This window comes from Rarobacter faecitabidus (genome assembly GCF_006716265.1).
GTDB lineage: Bacteria > Actinomycetota > Actinomycetes > Actinomycetales > Cellulomonadaceae > Rarobacter > Rarobacter faecitabidus.
The window spans coordinates 147,380-172,287 of sequence record NZ_VFOS01000001.1 but is presented as its reverse complement, the minus strand read 5'-3'; the positions used below and the strand labels follow the sequence as shown (position 1 = coordinate 172,287).

The window sequence follows — 24,908 nt, the reverse complement described above, 5'->3', positions numbered from 1 at the left end:
TCCTTCTCGTCCCTACTGGTCCGCGTTCGCGTCGTCGGCCGGCGTGCTACCGCCACCCGCGATCGCGGTCTCGAGGGCGGCCCGGAACTCGTCGGCGCTCGTCGCGTTGCCCGTGAACTTCTCGCCATCGATCACGATAGTGGGCGTGGTGAACCGGCTCTGCGCATCGAGGAGTTCCGTCCGGGCTGCCGCCTCCTGATACTGCAGGATGGCCCAGTCCGCGAACTGGTTGCCGACGGCAGCCTTCGCCACGTCCTCGGGAACCCCCGCGCCCTTCGCCAGGTCGACGATCTCGTCGTCGCTGAGCCCGTCGCCGGTCTCCGGTGGCTGGTTCGTGTAGAGCGCCGTGCTGAACGCGAGCGCCTTGTCGGGAGCGTTGTCGGCGACATACGCGAACGCCGACGCCGCCCGCGACGAGTATGCGGTCTTATCGCCGCCGGAGAGCATGGAGATCGGGTGGACCACGAGGGTGATCTCGCCCGCCTCGCGGAACTCGTCCAGGTTGGCCGTGTTCTCCGCCTCGAACTTGGCGCACCAGGGGCACAGGAAGTCCAAGTAGGTCTCCACGACGATCGCGCCGTCGTTCGAGGTACCGGCCACGCCGTCGGCCCCGAAGGAGATGCCACCGTTGATCCCGACCGCCGTGGTCGGGGCCGACGCGTCGGGATTGACGTTGACCTTCTTGTTGCCCGAGATCACGACGAACGCTATGAGGCCAGCGACGATGACCAAGCCGACGATGATCGACAGCAGCGTGATGCGCCGACCTCGCGCTTCCCTCTTCAGCTGCTCGGCGCGCAGGGCGGCGGCCTTCTCGCGGGCCTGCTCACGTCGATCGGACTTGGAAGGTGGGATTCCGGCCATGGCTCACACTCTCTGGATCGGGGACACGGTAGACGACTATCGCGCGGCACGACCGCCCGGCGTATCAGGCCGTCCGTGAATTCTGGAGAATCCTAACCCGCGAGGCTGGGAGGTGCGGGAAGCGGCGACCACACTATGGACTGGTCGCTCACGAAGACCTGCCACAGGACGAACGAGGCGACCGCCGCGATGACCCACACCGTGGCGACGCCCCAGCCGCGCGGCACAGCCCTATTGACGACCACGCGGGCGCCGAGCCGAGTCAGTCCAGTCAGCGGCCCGAACCACATGAGGCTGACGAACAGCACCACGGACCCGAACAGGACCCACTGATAGACGTGCGGCGCGTTTCCGGGGGCATCGCCGATCACCACCTTGTCGTTGTCGAGCAGCCACCACGCGACGCCGCCAGTGGTCAGCAGGACGGTGCCCGCGACGAGCAGGGCCGGGACGGCGCCGAATACGCTCCGGACGAGCAGCCACGGCGTCATGATGCCCTGTCGCACAGAATCGTTGTGGGCGATGCCGCCGCGCGACTCCCGTCGGGATTGCATCGAATCCCAGAAGACGCCGACGAATCGGCAGACGAACCAGATCGCCGCGAAGATGACCAGCGTCACCCCGGGCCACGAGGCTCCCGCGAACACGAGCGGGATGCCGAGGGCGAGAATCGTCCACGTGCGCCTGGCCACGATCGGGCGCACGTACACCGGATCGGGCGGGCCCTCCACGGCGTCGCGCACGAACTGCCGATCCGGATCGTCGTCGAAATCGGGGTCCACGGCTGCGGTGGATCCACCATCGCCGAGGTCCTCCGTCGCGTAGGAACCGTCGCCCGGGGCGGCGGCGATCTGCGCCATGTCCTGCGGCAGTGCGCCTGCGGGATAGGGCGTGGTTGCACCGGGAACAGCACCTCCCGACCCGCCGAGCACCGCGGTGGCATCATCATCTGGCGCCGCCGAGGGGACCTCGTCGGGCCGGGCGTCCCCCTCCAAGTAGGCCATGCGGAGTTGCTCGACCACGACCGCCGGCGGCGTGCGGTTCTCCGGGACTGGATCTAGGGCACCGCGCAGCGCTCGTTCGGTCCGCGGCCCGAGTCCGGCGAGATCGGGTTTGCCCGAACGAGCACGGGCGAGCACGGCGTCAATGGGGCGGACACCGAAGGGCGCCCTGCCGGTCGCCGCGTACGCGAGCATCCCCGCCCACCCCCACCAGTCCGTGGTCATCGACGGCTCGGCGCCGTCAACCAGTTCCGGCGCGAGGTACGCGGGCGTTCCCATGACGAGTCCCGTCTTGGTCACGCGTGCGTCGCCGACAATCTGGGCAATGCCGAAGTCGATGAGCACTGGCCCGCGTGCGGACATCAGCACGTTGGATGCCTTCAGATCCCGGTGGATGACCCCCGCCACATGGACGGCGTTCAGTGCATCTCGCAGCCCCTCGGCCAGAGTGCTCAGCGCGTGGGCGTCGAACGGTCCGTTGTCGGCGACGACCGACTCCAGCGTCGGGCCGTCGATGAGCTCGGTGACGATGAACATCTCGTCGCCGTCCGCCTCAGCGTCGATGACGCGGGCGACGCCCTTGTTGCGGATCTTGCTGAGTACGGCGATCTCCCGCTGCAGGCGCTGGCGCGACTGCGGATCGGCCGCCACCGAGGGATGCAGCGTCTTCATCGCAACTTCGAGGCCATCGGCGTCCCGCGCACGGTAGACGGTACCCATCGCACCTGAGCCGAGCGGCGAAATTATCCGGTAGCCACCGATCATGGTGCCAGGCGCCAAACCCACTCTCTCCATGCGAATACGTTATCGGGTCTTTGCCATTTCGGGGAGGTGATCGGCGATGAAGATGAGTCAGGCGAGGCGCTGCCCGCGCGGAGCCCTCACTTCTTCCGTAGCATTCCCGTGAGTGTGCGCGGTTCATACAAACGTAATAACTATTCGTTATCGTTGTTGGTGAGATGATCAAGGAGTGGTGAAAGCATGGCAAAACCACAGCACGACCTCGTCGTAGTCGCCAATAGGCTTCCCGTCGATCTGAGGCTGGACGAGTCCGGAAATGCCACCTGGAAGCGTGCCCCCGGCGGGCTGGTTACGGCGCTCGCGCCGCTTATGCAATCCAACGAGGGCGCCTGGGTCGGCTGGCCGGGCATGGCCGACCTAGCGATCGACCCGTTCGACTCGGATGGCATCTGGATGGTCCCGGTGAGCCTTTCGGAGACCGAGATCGCGGAGTACTACGAGGGGTTCTCAAACGACACGCTGTGGCCGCTTTACCACGACGTGATCGCGCGACCCTCATTTCATCGCGAGTGGTGGGACACCTATCGCGAGGTCAACGAGCACTTCGCCTCGATGGCCGACTATGCGGCCGCGGAGGGCGCGACCGTCTGGGTCCACGACTATCAACTTCAGCTCGTGCCCGCGCTGCTGCGCGCCGCCCGCCCGGATCTGCGCATCGGCTACTTCCACCACATTCCGTTCCCGCCGCTGGAGATCTTCTCGCAGTTGCCCTGGCGGCGTCAGATCGTCGAAGGGCTGCTCGGCGCCGACCTAGTAGGCTTCCAGCGTTCCGGGGACGCCGCGAACTTCCTGCGTAGCGTGCGCAAGCTGACCGACCACACGACCTCGGGACAACTCGTCGAGATCGACGATGCCGAGGACCGACTGGTGCGGCAGGTCAAGGCGTCTGCGTTCCCCATCTCGATCGACTCCGGCCAGTTCGACAAGCTCGCCCAGACGGCATCCGTCCGCGCGCGGGCCGCCGAGATCCGCGAGGAACTGGGCAATCCAGACTGCATTCTGCTGGGGGTGGATCGGCTCGATTACACCAAGGGCATCCTGCACCGCATCAAGGCGTTCAGCGAGCTCCTGCGCGACGGCGACGTGGACCCCGCCAAGGTGACGATGGTCCAGGTCGCCAGCCCCAGCCGCGAGAACGTCGACGCCTACCAGCAGTTACGAGACGAGGTCGAGGTTCAGGTCGGGCGCATCAACGGCGAGTTCGGCGGAATCGGGCGAACGGTCATCAACTACCTGCATCACTCGTATCCCATGGAGGAGATGGCGGCCTTCTACCTCGCATCGGACGTCATGCTCGTCACGTCCCTGCGAGACGGCATGAATCTCGTGGCCAAGGAGTACGTAGCGGCGCGATCCGATGACCGCGGCGTGCTCGTACTTTCCGAGTTCACCGGAGCGGCCGAAGAACTCACCGCGGCGCTGCTGATCAACCCGCACGACATCGATGGCACCAAGGCGCAGGTGCTTGCGGCCATCAACATGCCCGTCACGGAGCAGCGGCGGCGCATGCGTCGCCTGCGCCGGCGAGTCCTGGCCGATGACGTCGCGAAATGGTCCAACCGCTACCTCGCGACCCTCACCGACGTCGCCACGAGCCAGCCAGAGCGCGTGGACACGCCACCGTCCGGCACGCTCGGCGCGTCGCTGCGCGAGGCGCTGCAGACGTTCTCCCACGATGCCTCGCCCGTGCTCGTGGCCTCGGACTTCGATGGCGTCCTCGCCCCGCTCGTCGACGACCCCGCGACATCGCGCACCGTTCCGCGAGCGCTTCGCGCGCTGCGGCGCATTGCGGCGCTTCCGCGGGAGAACGTTGCCCTCGCGCTCGTCTCCGGCCGCAGCCTCGAAACGCTCGCGCAACTGTCCAACGTGCCTCCCGGCACGCACCTGCTCGGCTCCCACGGCGCCGAGCGCGGAATCATGACCGCGGACGGTCTGCGGCGAGAGGAACTCGCCCTGTCCGAAGGCGAGCAGTCGCAATTGCGTCATGTCACCGAAGGGCTCGAAGCGATAGCCGCGCGCCACTACGGGGTCTGGGTCGAGAAGAAGCCGTCCGCGGCAGCCCTGCACACCCGCCTCACGACCCACGACGGAGCGGAGCAGGCCACCGAGGCTGCCCTCGAACTGGCCAGTCGGCTCGGCCTGCAGCCCCTGCTGGGCAAGAACGTCGTCGAGATAGCCGTCGTGCAGACCACCAAGGGGCGGGCCCTCGATGCGCTGCGTAGTGAACTCGGCGCATCGCACGTCGTCTACATGGGGGATGACGCAACAGACGAGCACGCCTTCGCAGTGCTGGGTCAACGCGACGTCGCTATCAAGGTCGGTCCCGGCGATTCGATAGCGCCCTATCGGATTGCCGATAGTTCCGCGGCAGCGCTCGTCCTCGAAAGGCTCGGCGCCCTGCTCAGCGCGCATATCGAGCCGGGACGCAGACGGCGCAAGCGGGCGTAGCGCGCCGCCGCCCGCTCCGCCGGTGAACAACGGGTGAAGTACGCCACAATTCCTGGCGATCCCCGGCGGAATGTGACGTACCGCATAGGCGGTTCGGCAACGGGAATGTACCCTTGAGGTGTTGACCCACGACGGGTCACAGACTACTGAAGAGTCGTCATCCATTCACAACGGATCGTCCGGCACGTACCTGCCGGTGAAGGGAAATCATCATGGCATCTGTCACTTTCGACCACGCCACCCGGACCTACCCGGGAACCGACCGCCCCGCGGTCAACGACCTGAACCTCCACATCGAAGACGGAGAGTTCCTCGTACTCGTCGGCCCATCGGGCTGCGGTAAGTCCACCTCGCTGCGAATGCTCGCCGGACTCGAGGACGTCAACTCCGGCCGCATCCTCATCGGCGACCGCGACGTCACAAACGTCCAGCCGAAGGACCGCGACATCGCGATGGTGTTCCAGAACTACGCGCTGTACCCGCACATGACGGTCGCCGAGAACATGGGCTTCGCCCTGAAGATCGCAGGCGTCGACAAGGCCGAGATCAAGAAGCGCGTTGAGGAAGCCGCCAAGATCCTCGATCTGACGGACTACCTTGAGCGCAAGCCGAAGGCCCTCTCGGGAGGTCAGCGCCAGCGCGTCGCCATGGGCCGCGCCATCGTCCGACAGCCGCAGGTCTTCCTCATGGACGAGCCCTTGTCGAACCTCGACGCCAAACTGCGCGTTCAGACGCGTACGCAGATCGCCTCGCTCCAGCGTCGCCTGGGCGTCACGACCGTGTACGTCACGCACGACCAGACCGAGGCCCTGACCATGGGGGATCGCATCGCGGTCCTCAAGGACGGCTACCTGCAGCAGGTCGGCACCCCGCGCGAAATGTACGACACCCCGGCGAACGTCTTCGTCGCAGGCTTCATCGGCTCGCCCGCGATGAACATCGGCACATTCAACGTGACTGACGACGTCGCCCTGATCGGCGGATCGCGCGTCCCGCTGCCGAGCTACGTGCTCGGCCAGGCCGCGGCCGCCGGAAACAAGATCACGATCGGGTTCCGCCCCGAGGCGCTCGACATCGTTCCCGCCGAGGACTCCGGTGCGATTCCCGTCTACGTCAACCTCGTCGAGGAACTCGGATCGGACGCGTTCGTGTACGGCACGCTCGCGACCGAAGCTGGCGCAGACCAGGTCGTCCCGCAGGGTCAGGAAGTCATCGTGCGCGTCAACCCGCGCGCGGTTCCCGAGAAGGGATCGGTCATCAACGTGAAGATCCGCCCCGGTCAGGAGCACATCTTCAACGCCGAGACCGGCGAGCGCATCGCGTCTGCCTGATCAGCGACAAGTAGTGGCGGACTCGCTCACATGAGTCCCAGATACGCCGTGGCCGCGATACCGTGGTCACGGCGTATCCATGCAGGGAAGGGGCCTCGCCGGTCATGACGCAGGAACTGCACATCACCTCCGCGCGCGTGGATCCGGACCTTCTGGATCTGCCGTGGGGCACCGCGCTCGCGCAGTGGCCCGCGAACGTCCTCGCGGCACTGCCGCGCGGCCTCTCGCGGCACGTGGTCCGCTTCGTGCGACTTTCCGGACGAGTGATCGCCATCAAGGAGATCTCCGAACTCGTCGCTCACAACGAATACGAACTACTGCGCCGCCTGGAACGCCTGGATGTGCCCTCCGTCACCCCGACGGCGGTGATCACTGGACGCGTGGCTGCCGACGGCGAGCCGCTGGAGGCCGTACTCATCACTGAGCACCTGCAGTACTCGCTCCCCTACCGCTCGCTGTTCAGCCACATCATGGGCGCTGATACCGCGACACGCCTCATCGACGCACTCGCGGTCCTGCTCGTGCGCCTGCACCTTGTGGGCTTCTACTGGGGCGACGTGTCGCTGTCCAACACGCTCTTCCGCCGGGATGCGGAGACCTTCGCGGCGTACCTCGTCGATGCCGAGACCGGCGCGCTCTATCCCGCCCTGACCGACGGCCAGCGCAACTACGACGTGGACCTGGCCCGAACGAACATCATCGGCGAACTGATGGACCTCGAGTCGGGCGGGGTGCTAGACGAGGACACCGATGTGATCGGCATAGGCGACTCGCTGGTCGCCCGCTACGACGAGTTGTGGCAGGCGCTCACTGAGGAGGAGTCGTTCACGCGCGACGAGCGGTGGCGGGTCAACGAACGCATTGAGCGCGTCCACGGGCTGGGCTTCGACGTGGACGAGTTGGCGATGTCCACCGAGGAGGGCGGTCAGCGCGTGCGCATCCGCCCGAAGGTTGTCGAGGCGGGGTTCCACTCGCGCCGCCTCGCCCAGCTCACCGGCCTGGAGGTGCAGGAACACCAGGCACGCAGGCTGCTCGCCGATCTTGAGCACTACTGCGCGTTCGAGGAGAACCCGAGCGTCTCCGAAACGCACCTAGCCCATGAGTGGCTCACGGAGGTTTTCGAGCCCGCTATTCGCGCGGTTCCGCCGTCGCAGCGGGGCAAGTTGCAACCGGCGCAGCTGTTTCACGAGGTGCTGGATCATCGCTGGTTCCTCTCCCAGCAGCAGAGCCGCGACGTACCCATCATCGAGGCGGCCCGATCCTATGGTCATTCGGTTCTGCCATCGCGCCCGCCGGAGCAGTCCATCCTGGGCCTGACCCCGGAGGAGGCGGCCGCCGCGGACGACGCGGCGCAGTTGCTCGACGACGACGATACCGACCTCGAGGGCGATCTCGCCGACCTGGGCCCGAACCCGTAGACAACAGTGGAATCGAACCGCGGATCGACCCGCGAATCCACGCAAAAGGTCCCATAGTCGCCACTGGCGCCGCCGATAGGCTCAAAGGACACCGACGCGTCACTCGCCCACGGATGACACTCGGTTCCACAATCGCCTTCGACGCGGAGAGCATCAGTCATGGCCGGAAATCCATCCAGCAAGTCCGACCGGCGCGAGAGCGCACGCGCCAAGGCCGCGGCCCTGCGTGACGAGCAGTTGCGGCGCGAAGCGCGCGGGCGGCGGATAACGCTGCTCTCGATCGTCATCGGCCTGCTGCTCGTCGTGGCACTGGTCGGCTACATCGTGGTGTCGGGGAACAAGAAGACGACCGTCGACCCCAACGCCGCGGCGCCCCCGACCGCGACCGGCGTTAACGGCGGCATTCCATTTGGCTCGGACGGCACCGCCGGGTCGGTCAACGACGGGGCCATCAATGTCGAGGTCTACGCTGACTTCCTGTGCCCGTGGTGCGCCCGCTTCGAGGCGGCCAATACCGGCATTTTGGACGAGTACCGTGTCGCTGGCGACATCACGCTCGTCATGCATCCGCTGTCGATGCTGTCGGGCGGGTCCAAGACCGCGTATTCGTCGCGGTCCGCGTCCGCGTTCGCATACGTGACCGTCCACGCACCCGACAAGGCGCTCGCGTTCAACACGATCCTCTACGCCGAGCAGCCAGCGGAGAGTGGAAGTGGGCTGAGCGACGATGAGATCGTTGACCTGGCCAAGCAGGCGGGCGTGCCGGACGATGTCGCCGCGGCATCGGTGAGCAATGAGTACGCCGACTGGGCGATCACGCTAGCCTCCCAGGCCGCTGCCAACGCCGCCGTCACTGGCGGCACCGGTCAACTCTCGACGCCAACCATCCTGATCGACGGGGTGAAGTACGCTGGCGGCCCAGAGGATACCGAGGCGTTCCGGGCGGCCATCGACGCCGCGCTGCAGTAGGCGATTCCGCGAGGCTACCGCAGGGCCGGATTCGACAAGGGCTCGCCCAGTGCCCGAGGACTGCAACGCCGGCGGATCAGGCCTGTCGACGCTGCTTGGCGACCTCATACAGGGCGACGCCACCGGCCACGGCGGCGTTGAGGGACTCGACGGCGGATGCGATCGGTATCGACACGATCGCGTCGCAGGTCTCCCGGACCAGGCGTGAGAGCCCGGCGCCCTCGGCACCGATCACGACGACCAGCGGGTCGTTCGCGAAGGGCAGGTCCGCGATATCTACGTTGCCGCCGGCATCGAGGCCGATCACGAAGAGCCCTGCCTTCTTGTAGTCCGTGAGCGCACGGACCAGGTTAGTCGCCTTCGCAACCGGTACGCGGGCGGCCGCCCCCGCCGACACCTTCCAGGCCGCAGCCGTGACTCCAGCCGCCCGGCGCGCGGGAACAAGCACGCCATGAGCTCCGAACGCTCCGGCCGAGCGCAGGGCCGCACCGAGGTTACGCGGATCCGTCACAGAGTCGAGCGCGACGATGAGCGGCAGTTCATCCCGCTCCGCCGCGAAGTCCAGGAGATCCTCGGGATCGGCGTACTCATAGGGCGCAACCTCCATGGCGACGCCCTGATGGACTCCGCCGTCGGCCAGATCATCGAGGTGGCGCCTGGACGACTCCATGATGGGACGGCCCTGCTCGGCAGCCAGTTGGAGGATCTCGCGCAGGCGATCGTCGCTGTCGACGCCACCGGAGATGAACAGGCCCTTCGCCTTGATCTCAGCTCGCAGCGCTTCTAGCACCGCGTTCCGGCCGACGATGACCTCGTTCTCCCCCTTCGACCCGCGGCGCACGCTGCTCGGGCGCGAGGCCGACTCGCGCTCCTGTTTCGCCTGGTAGGCCTTGTGATACGGGCGGTCCTCCGCCTTCGGCGTCGGCCCCCTGCCCTCTAGTGCACGCCGACTCTGGCCGCCCGAACCCACCTTGGGATTCTTGGCGAGCTTCCGGACTGCTCCCTTGCGCTGCGAATTACCGGCCACTTAAACGTTCCTTTGTCATGATTCCAGCGACCAACGGGCGCCGTCGGGGCCGTCTTCGACGGCGATACCGGCCGCGCCCAACTCGTCCCTGATACGATCCGACGTCGCGAAATCGCGGTCGGCGCGGGCACGTGCCCGAATGTCGAGCTGCGCCTGGACAAGGCTGTCCAGGGCGGATCGGGAGGCCTCGTCCGTAGCGGCCGACCACTGGTCTGACAGCGGATCGAGGCCGAGGACGTCGAGGATGCCGCGGACTGCCACGAGCGCGGCGCGCACAGCGTCGTCGTCACTCTGCGTAAGGGCGTTGTTCCCGTCGCGGACCTGCTCGTGAACCGCCGCGAGCGCCACCGGAACGTTGAAATCGTCGTCGAGTCCCGCGATCGCCGCTTCGGGGAGTGCGGCGGCGCGGACCTCGTCCACGGACACCGCCCCTACTCGCTCGGTCGCGCGCGCGGCGAACCCGGCGAACTTCTCCCACGTCGCGGCCGCTTCGCTCAACGACTCGGCCGACCATTCGATCATCGACGAGTAGTGAACGCCGCCGAGCGCGAGGCGCAGAACCGCGGCGGAGTGGTCGTGCAGTACTTCCGTGACGAGTAGGCCGTTCCCGAGCGACTTACTCATCTTGGCGCCCTGCTGGGTGACCCATGCCGAGTGCATCCAGTAACGCGCGAACCCGTCGCCGGCGGCACGGGACTGGGCCTGCTCGTTCTCGTGATGCGGGAAGCGCAGATCCAGGCCGCCTCCGTGTATATCGAACTCGGGGCCGAGGTAGCGCGTGGCCATGGCGGAGCACTCCAGGTGCCAGCCGGGTCGGCCCGCGCCAAACGGCGTGCGCCACTGCGCGTCGGCCGGCTCGCCAGGCTTGGGTGCCTTCCAGAGCGCGAAATCCCGCGGATCGTGCTTTCGCTCATCGTCGCTGTCGGTGGCCGGACCGATGTCCTGGGGTCGCTGGTTGGTGAGGCTCCCGTACTCTGCCCACGAACGGGTATCGAAGTACACGTTGCCCGGACCCGCGACGTAGGCGTGACCACGTTCGATCAGGCGCTCCATCAACTCGATCATCTCGGGCACGTGTCCCGTCGCGCGTGGTTCGTACGTGGGCCGCTCGATGCCGAGTGCGTCATACGCCGCGGTAAACGCCTGCTCGTGGAGGCTCGCCCAGGCCCACCACGGCTCGCCGGCATCGGCAGCCTTCGTGAGGATCTTGTCGTCGATGTCGGTGACGTTGCGGATCATCGTGACCCGGAATCCGCTGCGCCTCAGCCAGCGGGCAACGATGTCGAACACGACCGCGGATCGCATGTGTCCGATGTGGGGTGGCGATTGCACCGTTGCTCCGCACACGTAGATGCCGACCTGCCCGGGCACGAGCGGGCTGAAATCACGCACCGAGCGCGTCGCAGTGTCGAAGATCCTAAGGCTCACGTTGTCAGATTACCGTTTCCTGTCGGGGCGGGAAGGAGTTCACTCGCCGCTGTGGACAATGAGGGCGACGGCGATGGCCGCGGCCCCCTCCCCGCGGCCGGTGAGCCCCAGGCCGTCCGTGGTCGTGGCGGCCACGGACACGGACGCACCTACCGCCTCGGACAGGATTCGCTCGGATTCCGCGCGGCGAGGCCCGAATTTGGGGCGGTTCGCTACCAGTTGGACGGATACGTTGCCGATCTCGAAACCGGCTGCGCGCACGCGAGCGGCGGTCTCCGTCAGGAGCGTGCAGCCGCTCGCTGCGGCCCAGCGCGGATCCGACGTGCCGAAGATCGCACCCAGGTCTCCCAGCCCGGCCGCGCTCAGCAGAGCGTCGCACGCGGCATGTGCAACGACGTCGGCATCGGAATGGCCGTCGAGGCCACCGGAATCGGCCCAGTGGAGGCCACCTAAGTGAAGCGGCACACCGTCGGCAGTATCCGTGAACGCATGCACATCCACGCCCTGGCCGATTCGCGGTATCGTCACGGCGCAAGCCCTCCCGTCGTGGATCGACTCACCACCGACTGGTCAGTGGAATAGGCCGGTGATCACGCCGGACGACGTGAACCCGCTCGGATCATTGAAGCGTCAGGAGGCCAGAAGCTTGTCGAGCAGGAGCTCCGCGGCGTCCTCTTCGGTCCGCTCAGCGAGCGCGAGTTCGGAGACCAGGATGTGGCGGGCCCTGGAGAGCAGCGCCTTCTCGCCGGTGGAAAGTCCGCGACCGGCACTGCGACGCGAAAGATCGCGGACGACCTCGGCCACCTTGACCACGTCGCCGGTGGCCAGCTTCTCCTGGTTCGCCTTGAATCGGCGCGACCAGTTGGTCGGCTCCTCGCAGTCGCGGGACTGGAGAACGGCGAATACCTCGTCCAGGCCCTCGCGACCAACGACCTCGCGGACACCCACGATGTCGACGTTGGCTGCGGGAACCTCGATGGTGAGGTCTCCTTGGGTGACGTGCAATTTCAGGAAGATCTTCTCCTCGCCACCAATCTTGCGCGTCTTGATCTCTTCGATTCGAGCTGCGCCGTGGTGCGGGTAAACAACGGTTTCACCAACTGTGAACGTCATGTGCAGATCTCCCTTTTAGCGGACCTCTATTCTACCATGCCGGCCCATTGCCACTAAGATGGACCCTTGGGCCACCTCACGGTCCAAAAGTCCCTTGCACACGCAGTGCTTTCCTCGCGCTTTGGAGTCAGATTCGTGCGCCCTTTGCTCAAGACCCGCCCCGCTCGTATGGTGGCCGTCGTCGCCGCGGCTGCGGCCGTAGCGCTCACCACCGGATGCGCCCCGGTCACCACCGACACCGACTACGCGCCCTCTGACGGCGTGCGCGTTGAGGTCGGCGCGCTGACCGGGATCAACCTGCTCGTCGTCGCTGACGAATCCGGCGATTCGGGCAAGCTGTACGGGGCGTTCTCCAACGGATCCTTCACCGACGTGGAGTTCTCGCTCGAAGCGCCGGCAGGCAAAGAGGTCGCGGACGAGGTCATCGGCAGCCGCGAACTGCTCAACTTCAATGCCGCAAACGAACTCGTCCTCAAGTCCCTGGGTGGCGCCGTACCGGGCGAACTCCTGCCCGTCGTCGTCAAGGCGGGTGACGAGTCCGCCGAGCTCTCACTCCCGATCATCTCGGGTGCGGCTGTCGACAGCGTCGACACCTACGGCAAGTCGCCGCAGGAGTAAGACTCAGCGGTAGCCCGGCCGCCACGGCTGGGTCCCGGCACCGCTTACCAGTGCGCGTCCCTCGTTTAACGTGCGACGAACAGTCGCAACCGAAGGAGCGGCTCGCGCGCGTGGGCAGCTGGCCGGCTCAGCCGAATCGACCGGAGATGTAGTCCTCGGTCGCGGGCACGGACGGCGTCGAGAAGATGGTCGCCGTGTCATCGATCTCGATGAGCTTGCCAGGCTTTCCCGTTCCGGCGATGTTGAAGAACGCGGTTCGGTCGCTCACGCGGGCCGCCTGCTGCATGTTGTGCGTCACGATGACGATCGTGAACTGCTCCTTCAACTCGTTTATCAGGTCCTCGATCGCCAGGGTCGAGATGGGGTCGAGGGCCGAGCACGGCTCGTCCATCAGCAGGACCTGGGGCTGAACGGCGATCGCGCGGGCGATGCACAACCGCTGCTGTTGGCCACCCGAGAGGGACGAGCCGGGGCGGCCCAGCCGGTCCTTCACCTCGTTCCAGAGATTGGCGCCGCGCAGCGAATGCTCGACGATCTCTTCGGCGTCCCCCTTCGAGATGCGCTTGTTGTTCAGTTTGACTCCGGCCAGCACGTTGTCGGCGATCGACATCGTGGGGAATGGGTTGGGTCGCTGGAACACCATCCCGATGTGACGGCGAACGGCTACGGGGTCCACGCCCGTGCCGTACAAGTCCGTGCCGTCGATGAGCGCCTTGCCGGTCACGCGCGCCCCCGGGATGACCTCGTGCATCCGGTTGAGGGTGCGCAGGAAAGTCGACTTCCCACAACCCGACGGCCCGATGAGCGCGGTCACCTGGCGGGGTTCGATGGCCATGGTGACGCCCTCGACAGCCAGGAAGTCGCCGTAATAGACGTTGAGGTCTTTGACGTCAATGCGCTTCGACATGTGATTGATTCCTTTCCGAGGGGCGCGAGCCCCTGAACCTCAGAAGTTCCGGGCCCTAACGAGCGATCTTGGGGGAGAACTTCTTGGCTATCGCCCGTGCGATGAGGTTGAGTGCCATAACGATGATGATGAGCGTGAGCGCGGCGGCCCACGCTCGATCGATGCCGACGCCGCCCTTGGAGTATTCGCTGTAGGCGAAGACGGGCAACGTGGCCATGCGCCCTTCGAAGACGTTCATGTTGACGCGCGTCATCATGCCGACCGTGATCAGGAGCGGCGCCGTCTCGCCGATCACGCGCGCGATGGCGAGCATGATGCCGGTGACGATGCCCGCTATCGACGTGCGCAGGACCACCTTGACGATGGTCAGCCACTTGGGAACACCGAGCGCGTAACTCGCCTCGCGGAGCTCGTTCGGGACGATCCGCAGCATCTCCTCCACGCTGCGTACCACCACCGGCGTCATCAGCAGCGCGAGCGCGACCGCGCCCATGATGCCGGCGCGGAAAGCCGGCCCCATGATCAGTGTGAAGATCGCGAAGGCGAACAGGCCCGCCACAATCGACGGGATACCGGTCATGACGTCCACCAGGAACGTGATCGCCCGGGCCAGCGGGCCGCGCCCGTACTCGACCAGGTAGATCGCCGTGAGGAGGCCGAGCGGCACGGAGATGACGGCGGCCCAAAAAGTGATGAGTAGGGTGCCGATAATCGCGTGGTAGGCGCCGCCGGAGGTCATATCGCCGAATACGCCCACCATGTCGGTGCTGAGGAAGTTCCAACCGAACAGTTTCAGTCCGCGCTGGATAACGATCCACAGGAGCGAGAACAGCGGCACGAGGGCGATGCCGAACGCGAGATAGATCAGCGTGCGGGCGAACCCGTCCTTCAGCCTGCGGCCGGTCGAGATCGGCGGGAAAGCCAGTGCGCTCGGTACGGGATTCTGATTGATCACGCTTGTCATGTCAGTTGGCCCCCGAGAAGTCCTTGCGGCGCGCGATGATCGCGCGGGCCGCCATGTTGACGAGGAAGGTGAAGACGAACAACGCGAGGCCGGTGGCGATCAGCACGGACACCGAGAGCCCCGAAGCCTCGGGGAACTGTGCCGCGATGTTCGCGGCGATGGTCTGGTGCTGCCCGGGCTTGAGCAGGAAGAACGAGTACAGCAGCCCGGGCGAGATCACCATCAGCACGGCCATCGTCTCCCCGAGCGCGCGTCCCAGGCCGAGCATCGAGGCGGAGATGATTCCCGAGCGTCCGAACGGCAGCACGGCCATGCGTACGAGCTCCCACTTGGTGGCGCCGAGCGCCAGCGCGGCCTCCTCGTGCAGGCGGGGCGTCTGCAGGAAGATCTCCCGGGACACCGCAGTAATGATCGGCAGGATCATCACGGCCAGCACGATCGAGGCGGACAGGATGTTCTTCGCCGGGGCCTGATAGTCGGCGAACAGCGGGATGAAGCCCAGCGCGGACGTCAGCCAGGAGAAGATGGGGTTCAGCACCGGCAACAGCCAGAGCGCCCCCCACAGGCCGTACACCACCGATGGGATCGCCGCGAGCAGATCGATCACGTAGGCGACGGTCTGCGCCACGCGTCGAGGGGCGTAGTGCGATATGAAGAGCGCGATCCCGATGGATAGCGGGACGGCGAACAGCAGCGCGAGGACGGATGAAAGCAGCGTTCCGAAGACGAGTGGCCCGATGTACTCGAGCAGGCTAGTGCCCTTGAACCACGAGATCTTCTCGAGTTCCTCGGTGGGTGCAGTAATGGCGGGCCACGCCTCGATGATGAGGAACACGGCCACAGCAGCGAGCACGACCAGGATCAGGATGCCTGCGGTGTGGGACGCCCCGGAGAATATCGCGCCGCCCCACTGCCTGCGTCCGTTGGTGAGCAGGTCGTCGGTGTTGCCGCGCTGACCGCGCCGCCCGGTGGCCTCGTCGGGCTGTACTTCGGTGAGCAAACTGCTCTCCTCGTGTCTGTGTGTCCGATTCAAGGGAGTCTGCTGAGTCTGGTTGGACCCGAGGGTGTGGCGGGCGGAAGTCTGTATCCGCCCGCCACACCCCTATGCGGTCTGCCCGGAATCAGCTGGCGAGCGAGATTCCGTCGATCGCAGTCTGGACCTCGGTGTGAAGCGCGGCCGAGATCGGAGCCGAACCGGCGACACTCGGGTCAGCGGCGCGGGCCTGGCCCTCGTCGCTGGCGATGTAGGTCAGGAAGGCCTTCACGTTGTCCACGTCGGCCTGCTTGTCGTAGGTCGAGCAGGCGATCTCGTACGAGACCAGGACGAGCGGGTAGGCGCCGGCCTCGGTCGTGGTGCGGTCGAGCTCGACGACGAGCCGGTTGGCCGTCGCGTTCTCGGCGCGCGGTGATGCGTCGACGACCTTCGCGGCGGCTTCCGCCGAATACGGCACGTAGGCGTCGCCGACCTTGATCGCGACGGTACCCAGGTCGCCGGCGCGGGACGCGTCGGCGTAACCGATGGCGCCCTCAGCACCCGAGACGGTGTCGACCATGCCCTGCGTCTTGGCGCCGGACTGACCGCCCGAGATGGGCCACGTGCCACTCGCCTCGTACGACCAGGCGCCGTCAGAGGCGGCAGCGAGGTAGTCGGTGAAGTTCTCCGTGGTGCCCGACTCGTCCGAGCGGTGTACGGGGATGATCGTCGTCGCGGGAAGGTCCACGCCCGGGTTCTGGTCCGCGATGGCGGCGTCGTTCCAGCTGGTGATCTTTCCGTCGAAGATCTCGGCGATGGTCTTCGCGTCGAGGTTGATATTCGCCGCTGACAGGCCGGGAAGGTTGTAGATCACGGCGATGGGGCTGATGTAGACGGGCAGTTCAAGAGCCTCGCCGCCGAAGCAGCGCTGCTGCGCAGCGGTCAACTCGTCCCCAGACAGTGCCGCGTCCGAGCCAGCGAACTGAACGGCGGAGGCGAGGAACTGCTCGCGGCCGGCGCCGGAGCCCTGCGGGTCGTAGGTGACGACAACATCGGGGGCCGACTCGGAGAATCCGGCGACCCAGCCGTCCATAGCCTTCTCCTGGGATGACGCGCCGGTCCCGGCAAGGTTGCCGGACAGCGCGGAGTTGTCGGCGGGTGCCGATCCACCGGGCTCCGATGAACCACCCGGCGCGGGCGAAGATGAGTCAGAACCCCCGGAGCAAGCGCCGAGGGTAAGCGCCAGTACGCTCACCGCAGCAATTCCGGTCAGGCGAGAGCGACGGTTGAACTTCACGATATGTCCATCCTTTTGGTTGGGCGTCTTTTCCGCCGGCGGATCGCCGGCGACACCCCCAACATAGGTACCGCGAGTGGACGAAGTTCAGTCACCAGGTGAACACGAGGTGAACGCTCTCCAACGATTGCGAACGTGGCCTACGACTCGCTCGCATCGGCGAATCGGTACCCCAGGCCGCGCACAGTAAGGAGTAGCACCGGGCTGGCGGGGTCGGTCTCGATCTTGGCCCGAATGCGCTTCACGTGGACGTCCAGGGTCTTGGTGTCGCCCACGTAGTCGGCTCCCCACACTCGATCGATCAACTGACCGCGCGTCAGCACCCGGCCCGCATTCCGCAGCAGATACTCGAGAAGTTCGAACTCCTTGAGTGGGAATGAGACCTCCACGCCGCGCACCAGCACGGCGTGACGGTCAACATTGAGCGAGACGGGACCGATCGTGATGATCGATTCGGAATCCTCGTCCTCCTGCGCGCCGGCTCCCGCCTGCGAACGCCGCAGCACGGCCCGCATTCTCGCGAGCAGTTCCCGGAACGAGTATGGCTTGGTGACATAGTCGTCGGCGCCGATCTCCAGGCCGACGATCTTGTCGATCTCCGCGTCCTTTGCCGTGAGCATGATGACGGGGGTGTCACTCGTCTTGCGGATCGCCCGGCAGACCTCGATGCCGGACAGTCCCGGCAGCATGAGATCGAGTAGCACGAGGTCGATCTGCGAGGACTCGAACGCATTGAGCCCCTCCAGTCCGTCAGCGACCGCCACCACGTCGTACCCCTCGCGGGTCAACTGGTAGGCGAGCGTCTCGCGGTACGACTCTTCGTCTTCAACTACGAGGATCCTGGTCACGCGGATCGATTCCCCTCTTCGTTTTCAATGTCGTTGTGGTGGCTGTCGGATTCTTCCTGCGACTCGGGTATCCACAGGGTAAAGGTCGATCCCTGGCCTGGCGCGGACCACACGGTGATCTGCCCGCCGTGATCCTGGGCGATGTGCTTGACGATACTCAGTCCCAAGCCCGTTCCCCCCGTATCGCGCGCGCGGGCAGGATCGGACCGGTAGAACCGTTCGAAGATGCGCTCCTGGTCCTGCTCGCTCAGTCCGATGCCGTGGTCGAGGACTTCGATCCCGACCATACCGTCCTTCCTGCTGAGCGCGATTTGAATGGACGAGTTCTTCGGTGAATACGCGCTGGCGTTGGTGAGGAGATTGCGGATTGCCGCAACCAGTAGCGCCTCGTCCCCGTAGACGCGCCACGTCGAGGCCTCCGGCAAAGTTATGTCCTGTTCGCGGCCCTGAGCGATGACGCGTACGTCCTCCGCCGCCTGCGCGATCACATCGTCCACCTCGACGAGCCGAACGTCCATGAGGGCGCTGGCGCTCTGCAACCGGGACAGCTCTATCAAGTCGTGCACCAGGGCCGCGAGGCGAACGGCCTCCTGCTTCGTCTTGCCCGCGAATCGCCGCACGGCTTCCGGGTCGTTCGCCGCGGATTCGAGCGTTTCGGCCAGCAGACTGATGGCACCGACCGGCGTCTTCAACTCGTGCGACACGTTTACCGAGAAGTCCTGCCGGATCTGCTCGATGCGCCGGGCCTGGGTGTGGTCCTCGGCGAAGATGACGACCACCTCGTTGGTCAGGTACGCGACGCGCACCCCCACTATCACCAGATCGCGCTGGCTGCCGCGCTGCAGTTCGAGTTCCTCGTCGACGATCTCGCCCGTGGCGCGGACCTGCTCGACGACCTCTCTCACCTGATCGTGGACGAGGTACTCCCCGCGCACCATTCCCAGCGCGTACGCCGCGGGCGAAGCCCGCAGGACGACGTCGCCAGGGCCCAGGACAATCACCGCTGAACGCACGACGGCCAGCACGCGAATAATGTCGTCTGCCAGCTCCGGTTCAGTCCTCTCGGGCACCTCCGTCTGGGACTTCTCGGAGTAGCGGAAGGCGATCATGGCGATCATGCCGACGAAGACGCCGAGGAGCCCGGCGACGAGGATCAGCCATGGCGACTGCATGGACATAGAGGTGCTCACGCAATCAGCGTAAGTGGTGCGGCCCGCCATTCCAGGCCGAATCAAGCGCCCCGTCGACAGGTATTCACCTGGTGGCCCAGCCGCGTTCACCTGCCGGTCGATTGATGATTCCGGAGATCGGCCACAATGATGGAGATAACCCAGCTAAGGAGAAATCCCAGAATCATGCGCGACATCTTTGAAGCCGAACTCGCCCAACTGGGCGACAACCTTGTCCAACTCTCGGTCAAGGTGCACGAGGCGATCGTGAACGCCGGCGAGGCTCTGCTCACTGCGGACGTCGCACGCGCACAGCAGGTCATCACCGCGGACGACGCCATCGACGAGCTCGCTCGCGAAGCCGACGATCGCGCAGTGCTGCTGCTGGCCCAGCAGGCGCCCGTGGCGACCGATCTGCGGATCGTTGTCTCCGCCCTGCGGATGAGTGCGACGCTCGAACGCATGGGCGACCTCGCCCAGCACATCGCGCAGGTGGCCCGCCGAGCCTACCCGTCGAAGGCCGTCCCCGAGGATCTCACCCCGGTGTTCTCCGCACTGCAGGACGCGTCGGTTCGGCTCGCGAAGCGGCTCACCCGGCTGCTCGAGACCCGCGACATCGCCGAGGCGAACGCCATCGAGCGCGACGACGACATCATCGACGACCTGCATCAGGACACCTTCGCCGCGCTGCTCGGCTCCCACTGGGAGGGCACGGCCCAGGAGACGATCGACATCACGCTGGTCGGGCGCTACTACGAACGCTTCGGCGACCACGGCGTGTCGATCGCCCGCCGCGTCATCTACCTGGTGACGGGAACGGACACGCAGCACGTGTAGCCGGTGAACCGACGCGCCCGCACCGGTTCACCCCCTGATATTTCAGTTCGCGGTATGGAATACACCGCGGTGAACTGAAATATGGCACTCCCAACCGGACGATCGCTTCGACGCGCAGGTCCGGCGGGCAATAGCAAGCAAGAGCGAAGGGCGGGCCCCCACCGCAGTGGGTGCCCGCCCTTCGTCAGCGTCGGGGTCGGCTACTTCTTGCCCTGGTTGGCGACGGCCTGGATCGATGCCGCAGCGGCCTCCGGGTCCAGGTAGCGTCCGCCCTTCGTGACGGGCTTGAAGTCCTCGTCGAGCTCGTACACGAGCGGGATTCCCGTCGGAATGTTGACGCCCGCGATGTCCTCGTCCGAGATCTCGTCGAGGTACTTAACGATCGCCCGCAGCGAGTTGCCGTGCGCGGCCACGAGGACCGTCTTGCCGGACTTCAGGTCGCCGAAGACCTCGTCCTTAACGTACGGCAGCGCGCGCTCGAGGACGTCCTTGAGGCACTCGGTCAGGACCACGGGGGCCCCCGCGTAGCGCGGGTCAGCGTCCTGGGAGAACTCCGAGCCCACCTCGATGGCGGGCGGCGGGGTGTCGTAGGAGCGGCGCCAGAGCTTGAACTGCTCCTCGCCGTACTGTTCGAGCGTCGCGGCCTTGTCCTTGCCCTGCAGCGCGCCGTAGTGGCGCTCGTTGAGGCGCCAGTCTCGCTTGACGGGGATCCACAGGCGATCCGCGGCGTCCAGGGCGTAGTTCGCGGTGTTCATAGCGCGGCGCAGCAGCGACGTGTGCACGACATCGGGCAGGATGCCCGACTCCTTCAGCAGTTCGCCGCCGCGCTTGGCCTCGCCGACGCCCTTCTCGGACAGCGCGACGTCGACCCAACCGGTGAACAGGTTCTTAGCGTTCCATTCGCTCTCGCCGTGGCGGAGCAGCACAAGCGTGTATGTCATGACTCCATTATGAGCCACGCAGCGTAAGAGGCGATGGGCCGACAGGCCCACGGCAGGCGATTGTCACCCGCATATCAGCTCGCGTTCGCCTGCGCCCTCGCGATGGATTTCGAATACACGTTGAGGGTGCGCCGTGCCGTGATATCCCACGAGTAGGTCTGGGCGTGATCAACGGCCGCTGCGGACATCGCGCACAAACCAGCCGGGTCGCGCACCATCAGTTCGATCTCGGCCGCCCACGCTGCCGGGTCGTGAGAGTCCAGTAGCCTACCCGTGGTGCCGTCGCGCACCACGCTCGCCAACCCTCCCACACGCGCGGCGAGGACGGGCGTCCCGCAGGCCTGCGCCTCGATCGCGACGAGGCCGAACGTCTCGTAGTAAGACGGCACCGCCACGAGGTCGGCGAGCCGGAACAGGTCGGCGAGCATCCCCTGCGGCACGGGGTCGAGCCATACGATGTCACCGTCCAGGCCACGGCGGGCAGCCGCCTCCCTCAGCATGGCGCGATCGTTCCCGCCGCTCGAATGCCCGACGACCACGAGTTGTGGCCGGCCGACCTCCCCCGGCGCGGATCGCAGATGCTCCCAGGCGCGGACGAGCACTTCCGTGCCCTTCAGCCGTTGTATGCGACCGGCGTAGAGCACCACGGGGCGGCGTGGGTCGACGCCCAGTGCGCGCCAGTGATCGAGGTGCCGCACGGGGCCGGCCTGGAACTCGTCCACATTGACGCCGGGTGCTACGACCGAGATCTTCTGCGGGTCGGCACCGTAGAGGTCCGCGAGCTGGCCGGCCTCGCTGGGCGTGGACGCCACGAGGCGGTCTGCCTCGAGCGCGATCTGCTGCTCGCCGCGCACACGGGCGCTCGGCTCGGGGCGATCGCCGGGGGCGAGCGCCGCGTTCTTCCCCTTGGCCAGGGTGTGCATGGTGTGGACGAGCGGCACGCCCCAGCGCTCTGCGGTCAGCAGGCCAGGCAGGGCGCTCAGCCAGTAGTGCGAATGCACGACGTCGTACCAGTGGGGCCGGTGGGCCGCCTCGTGACGCAGCATCGACGCCGCGAAGGAGCACATCAGGGCGGGAAGGTCAGCCTTGGGCACCTTGCCGTACGGTCCGGCGCTCACGTGCCGCACGACGACGCCGGGCGCGAGTTCCACGGCGTCCGGATCCTGGGATGAGGTGCGTCTGGTGAAGATGTCAACGCTCGCTCCCAGTCGCGCCATCGCCCGGGCCAGTTCGGTCACATAGACGTTCATGCCGCCAGCGTCACCGCCGCCCGGCTGCAGGAGCGGGGAGGTATGAACGCTCACCATGGCAATGCGTGATTCACGAATCATTTCAAGTCACCTTGCCTCGCACCGAAAAGGGACCTTGGACCCGGACATATCGGACATCCGGGGAGCACGATTGAATCATGAACGGCGAACGGGACACACACACCATCAGTTTCGCATCACTTGGCGAACTTTCGGACATCCTCGCAGATTCCGATGAGGTGCGAGGAATTACCGCCGAAGAAGCCGCAGAACTGGACGACGATGCGATTGTCTGCTGGTGCAACAACGTCACGGCGGGCGAGATTCGTGCCGTGATCTCTGATGGCACGGCGAATTCTCTCGAATCGGTACAGCGATGCACCCGGGCAACAGGCGGGTGCGGAAAATGCCTGGGAACGGTGCGCGCGGTGGTTTCCTGTGCCCTCCATGCGGAATAGTCCGCCACCGCGCAACCGATGTCAGTGAGCCTGACGGAAAACTTCCTGCAGTTCGGCCGAGATGCGACCGCGCGTGGAAACCTCGTAGCCGTTCTCGATCAGCCACGACCGCATTTCTCCGGTCTTGTGGACGCCCCCAACCTGTCCCGATGTGGTGCGCTTGGAGACCTGTCCGCGATTGACGCGCCCGACGCGACGCGCGTAACGAATCCATTCAGCGATGGAATCGCGAAGCTTCGCCGCGTTTTCCTCGCTGAGGTCGATTTCGTAGCCAGTGCCGTCTAAAGCGAAAGTAACGGTGCTCGTCGCAGGGCCGCCGTCGATGTCGTCCTCGAGAATCACTTGCACCTTCTGAGCCATGTTTGCGTGCCTTTCTCGCTAATTAACGGAGGATCGCTAATACCCTAACATTTAACGATGGCGCAGTCTTGGAAATTCCTGGATTCCGGCTAATTTCACCGTTCTTCGCGCTTAATCCCCGGGTCGTCAACCGCTGAAGTCGCCTGCACGTCCTCGTTGTCTAGCTCACGCAGATACTCGCGTTCGCGCCTATCGGCACGGATTACCGAACGGATCACAAAGAAGAAAATCAAGCCGACGCCAATTGATGGCGCCACCGTGCTCAGCACGCCGACCCATGCATCCATTTCGACCTCGTATCTGGGCGTTCTACGACCTACTGTGCGGGCTTTACCAGGGGGAACAAGACCGTTTCGCGAATTCCGAGACCTGTCAGGGCCATCAGGAGGCGGTCGATTCCCATACCCATTCCCCCACTTGGCGGCATGCCGTATTCCATGGCGGTCAGGAAGTCCTCGTCCAGCGCCATCGCCTCGTCATCGCCGGCCGCGGCGGCCTTGGCCTGGGCTTCGAAGCGCTGGCGCTGGATGACGGGATCGACGAGCTCTGAGTAGGCGGTCGCCAACTCGAAGCCGCGCACGTACAGATCCCACTTCTCGACGATGCCAGGCTGATCCGGGTGGTCGCGGGTGAGCGGGGAGGTCTCGACGGGAAAGTCGCGGACGAACGTCGGCTCGTACAAGTCATCGCCGACGTAGTGCTCCCACAGTTCCTCGACCAGCTTCCCGTGACTGACCTTGGCCGGGTTGACCGAGATCTCGACCCTGTCGGCGAGGCTCAGCAGGTGCTCGACCGTCGTCCGCGGCGTGATCTCCTCACCCAACGCCTCCGACAGCGACCCGTACATCGTGATCGAACGCCATTCGCCGCCGAGTTCGTAGGCCGAGCCGTCGGCGAGAGTGACATCGGTCGTGCCGAACACGTCCAGCGCCGCCTGCTGGATCAGGTCCTTGGTGAGCGCCGCCATCGTGTTGTAGTCGCCGTACGCCTCGTAGGCCTCGAGCATGGAGAACTCCGGCGAGTGCGTCGAGTCCGCTCCCTCGTTGCGGAAGTTCCGGTTGATCTCGAAAACGCGTTCCAGCCCGCCGACGACGGCTCGCTTGAGGAACAGTTCCGGCGCGATGCGCAGGAACAACTCCATGTCGAAGGCGTTCATGTGCGTGGCGAACGGCCGCGCCGCCGCGCCGCCATGGATCGCCTGCAGCATCGGCGTTTCGATCTCGATGAACGAGCGGCGGTCGAAGTTGGCGCGCAGCGACTTCACCACCGCGGGACGCAGCCGCGCCATGTCGCGCGCCGTATCGCGCGCAATCAGGTCGACGTAGCGGCGCCGAACGCGCGACTCCTCGTTGAGCTCCCGGTGCAGGACGGGAAGCGGTCGCAACGACTTGGCCGCCAGCTGCCAGGAGTCGGCGAAGACGGAGAGCTCGCCGCGGCGCGAGCTGATCACTCGTCCCGACACGAACAGCTGATCGCCCAGGTCCACCACGGCCTTGAACTCCGTCAGGGACTCCTCACCAACGGCCGCCAGGGACAGCATCGCCTGGAGGCGAGCGCCCGCGCCGTCCTGCAGCGTGACGAAGCAGAGCTTGCCAGTGTTGCGCAGGAACACCACGCGGCCCGCCACGCCGACCACGTCCTGCGTCTCGTCACCAGCCTCAAGGTGGGAGTACTTCTCGCGGATCTCCTCGATCGTGTGGGTGCGATCCAGCCGGACCGGGTAGGCCTGGCCCCCGCCGTCGATCACTCGGTCGCGCTTGGCGCGGCGGACGCGCAACTGCTCGGGAAGGTCGTCTGCCTCGGCATCGCCAGGCATCTGGTTCTCGGTGGGGTTCACACTCACCCGTCGATTCTATCTGTCGCGACTGGCTTCCGGGACAACGCCT

General features: G+C 66.0%; 24 protein-coding genes. 7 read left to right on the top strand and 17 right to left on the bottom strand.

The window, feature by feature from the left end:
* Window positions 1–12 precede the first annotated feature (12 nt).
* Both FB461_RS00860 and FB461_RS00855 read right to left on the bottom strand, forming a co-directional pair.
* Window positions 13–864, bottom strand: a complete 852-nt coding sequence (locus FB461_RS00860; protein ID WP_142118084.1) for a DsbA family protein — start codon at window positions 862–864, stop codon at window positions 13–15.
* A 92-nt stretch (window positions 865–956) separates the two neighbouring features.
* Window positions 957–2,660, bottom strand: a complete 1,704-nt coding sequence (locus FB461_RS00855; RefSeq protein ID WP_142118082.1) for a serine/threonine-protein kinase — start codon at window positions 2,658–2,660, stop codon at window positions 957–959.
* Window positions 2,661–2,846: 186 nt separating this feature from the next.
* On the opposite strand from FB461_RS00855, the gene FB461_RS00850 reads away from it, so the two are divergent.
* The 4 genes from FB461_RS00850 to FB461_RS00835 all read left to right on the top strand — a co-directional run bounded on the left by FB461_RS00850 (window position 2,847) and on the right by FB461_RS00835 (window position 8,832).
* Window positions 2,847–5,114: a bifunctional alpha,alpha-trehalose-phosphate synthase (UDP-forming)/trehalose-phosphatase gene (locus FB461_RS00850; RefSeq protein WP_142118080.1), complete on the top strand. Its 2,268-nt coding sequence runs from the start codon at window positions 2,847–2,849 to the stop codon at window positions 5,112–5,114.
* 212 nt (window positions 5,115–5,326) lie between these two features.
* Window positions 5,327–6,445, top strand: coding sequence for an ABC transporter ATP-binding protein (locus tag FB461_RS00845; RefSeq protein ID WP_142118077.1), 1,119 nt, complete (start codon window positions 5,327–5,329; stop codon window positions 6,443–6,445).
* A gap of 104 nt (window positions 6,446–6,549) precedes the next feature.
* Window positions 6,550–7,863: a DUF4032 domain-containing protein gene (locus FB461_RS00840; protein WP_142118075.1), complete on the top strand. Its 1,314-nt coding sequence runs from the start codon at window positions 6,550–6,552 to the stop codon at window positions 7,861–7,863.
* A gap of 159 nt (window positions 7,864–8,022) precedes the next feature.
* Window positions 8,023–8,832 carry a DsbA family protein gene (locus tag FB461_RS00835; RefSeq protein ID WP_142118073.1) on the top strand — a complete coding sequence of 270 codons (810 nt, stop codon included), beginning with the start codon at window positions 8,023–8,025 and terminating at the stop codon, window positions 8,830–8,832.
* 76 nt (window positions 8,833–8,908) lie between these two features.
* On the opposite strand, the gene rlmB is transcribed toward FB461_RS00835, so the two are convergent.
* The 4 genes from rlmB to FB461_RS00815 all read right to left on the bottom strand — a co-directional run bounded on the left by rlmB (window position 8,909) and on the right by FB461_RS00815 (window position 12,400).
* Entirely contained in the window at window positions 8,909–9,859 is a 951-nt protein-coding gene (gene rlmB, locus FB461_RS00830; protein ID WP_142118071.1) for a 23S rRNA (guanosine(2251)-2'-O)-methyltransferase RlmB, read from the bottom strand.
* Between the two features lie 15 nt (window positions 9,860–9,874).
* Entirely contained in the window at window positions 9,875–11,287 is a 1,413-nt protein-coding gene (gene cysS / locus FB461_RS00825; RefSeq protein WP_142118069.1) for a cysteine--tRNA ligase, read from the bottom strand.
* Window positions 11,288–11,326: 39 nt separating this feature from the next.
* Complete coding sequence (gene ispF / locus FB461_RS00820) at window positions 11,327–11,815, bottom strand: 2-C-methyl-D-erythritol 2,4-cyclodiphosphate synthase (RefSeq protein ID WP_142118067.1); 489 nt, start codon at window positions 11,813–11,815, stop codon at window positions 11,327–11,329.
* A gap of 102 nt (window positions 11,816–11,917) precedes the next feature.
* Entirely contained in the window at window positions 11,918–12,400 is a 483-nt protein-coding gene (locus FB461_RS00815) for a CarD family transcriptional regulator (RefSeq protein WP_142118065.1), read from the bottom strand.
* 135 nt (window positions 12,401–12,535) lie between these two features.
* On the opposite strand from FB461_RS00815, the gene FB461_RS00810 reads away from it, so the two are divergent.
* Window positions 12,536–13,018, top strand: coding sequence for a hypothetical protein (locus FB461_RS00810; RefSeq protein ID WP_142118063.1), 483 nt, complete (start codon window positions 12,536–12,538; stop codon window positions 13,016–13,018).
* A 127-nt stretch (window positions 13,019–13,145) separates the two neighbouring features.
* Here FB461_RS00810 and pstB read toward each other — a convergent pair whose 3' ends face one another.
* The 6 genes from pstB to FB461_RS00780 all read right to left on the bottom strand — a co-directional run bounded on the left by pstB (window position 13,146) and on the right by FB461_RS00780 (window position 19,197).
* On the bottom strand, window positions 13,146–13,925 hold the full coding sequence (gene pstB / locus FB461_RS00805; protein ID WP_142118061.1) for a phosphate ABC transporter ATP-binding protein PstB: 780 nt from the start codon (window positions 13,923–13,925) through the stop codon (window positions 13,146–13,148).
* A gap of 55 nt (window positions 13,926–13,980) precedes the next feature.
* Window positions 13,981–14,889, bottom strand: a complete 909-nt coding sequence (pstA, locus tag FB461_RS00800) for a phosphate ABC transporter permease PstA (protein WP_142118059.1) — start codon at window positions 14,887–14,889, stop codon at window positions 13,981–13,983.
* A gap of 1 nt (window position 14,890) precedes the next feature.
* Window positions 14,891–15,823 (bottom strand): phosphate ABC transporter permease subunit PstC, encoded by a 933-nt coding sequence (pstC, locus tag FB461_RS00795; protein ID WP_246046079.1) that lies wholly within the window; start codon window positions 15,821–15,823, stop codon window positions 14,891–14,893.
* Between the two features lie 187 nt (window positions 15,824–16,010).
* Window positions 16,011–17,159 (bottom strand): phosphate ABC transporter substrate-binding protein PstS, encoded by a 1,149-nt coding sequence (gene pstS, locus FB461_RS00790; RefSeq protein WP_142118055.1) that lies wholly within the window; start codon window positions 17,157–17,159, stop codon window positions 16,011–16,013.
* Between the two features lie 140 nt (window positions 17,160–17,299).
* The gene (locus FB461_RS00785) at window positions 17,300–18,007 is read right to left on the bottom strand and encodes a response regulator transcription factor (RefSeq protein ID WP_142118053.1); all 708 of its coding nucleotides are present in this window, start codon (window positions 18,005–18,007) and stop codon (window positions 17,300–17,302) included.
* Window positions 18,004–19,197 (bottom strand): sensor histidine kinase, encoded by a 1,194-nt coding sequence (locus FB461_RS00780; protein ID WP_246045940.1) that lies wholly within the window; start codon window positions 19,195–19,197, stop codon window positions 18,004–18,006. The genes FB461_RS00785 and FB461_RS00780 overlap by 4 nt, the downstream gene beginning before the upstream one ends.
* A 165-nt stretch (window positions 19,198–19,362) precedes the next feature.
* Between FB461_RS00780 and phoU the strand changes: the two genes are divergently transcribed.
* Entirely contained in the window at window positions 19,363–20,013 is a 651-nt protein-coding gene (gene phoU, locus FB461_RS00775) for a phosphate signaling complex protein PhoU (RefSeq protein ID WP_142118051.1), read from the top strand.
* A 200-nt stretch (window positions 20,014–20,213) separates the two neighbouring features.
* Here the strand turns inward: phoU and FB461_RS00770 are convergent, their stop codons facing one another.
* Window positions 20,214–20,954 carry a phosphoglyceromutase gene (locus tag FB461_RS00770; RefSeq protein ID WP_142118049.1) on the bottom strand — a complete coding sequence of 247 codons (741 nt, stop codon included), beginning with the start codon at window positions 20,952–20,954 and terminating at the stop codon, window positions 20,214–20,216.
* 74 nt (window positions 20,955–21,028) lie between these two features.
* A complete protein-coding gene (mshA, locus tag FB461_RS00765; protein ID WP_142118047.1) occupies window positions 21,029–22,285 on the bottom strand; it encodes a D-inositol-3-phosphate glycosyltransferase in 1,257 nt (418 codons plus the stop codon).
* Between the two features lie 77 nt (window positions 22,286–22,362).
* On the opposite strand from mshA, the gene FB461_RS00760 reads away from it, so the two are divergent.
* A complete protein-coding gene (locus tag FB461_RS00760) occupies window positions 22,363–22,662 on the top strand; it encodes a (2Fe-2S)-binding protein (RefSeq protein WP_142118045.1) in 300 nt (99 codons plus the stop codon).
* A gap of 21 nt (window positions 22,663–22,683) precedes the next feature.
* Here FB461_RS00760 and FB461_RS00755 read toward each other — a convergent pair whose 3' ends face one another.
* From FB461_RS00755 to lysS, 3 genes are all read right to left on the bottom strand, one after another.
* Window positions 22,684–23,022 (bottom strand): histone-like nucleoid-structuring protein Lsr2, encoded by a 339-nt coding sequence (locus FB461_RS00755; protein WP_142118043.1) that lies wholly within the window; start codon window positions 23,020–23,022, stop codon window positions 22,684–22,686.
* A gap of 95 nt (window positions 23,023–23,117) precedes the next feature.
* Window positions 23,118–23,309, bottom strand: coding sequence for a hypothetical protein (locus FB461_RS00750; RefSeq protein WP_142118041.1), 192 nt, complete (start codon window positions 23,307–23,309; stop codon window positions 23,118–23,120).
* Between the two features lie 29 nt (window positions 23,310–23,338).
* Window positions 23,339–24,838, bottom strand: a complete 1,500-nt coding sequence (gene lysS, locus FB461_RS00745) for a lysine--tRNA ligase (RefSeq protein WP_142120602.1) — start codon at window positions 24,836–24,838, stop codon at window positions 23,339–23,341.
* Window positions 24,839–24,908 lie beyond the last annotated feature (70 nt).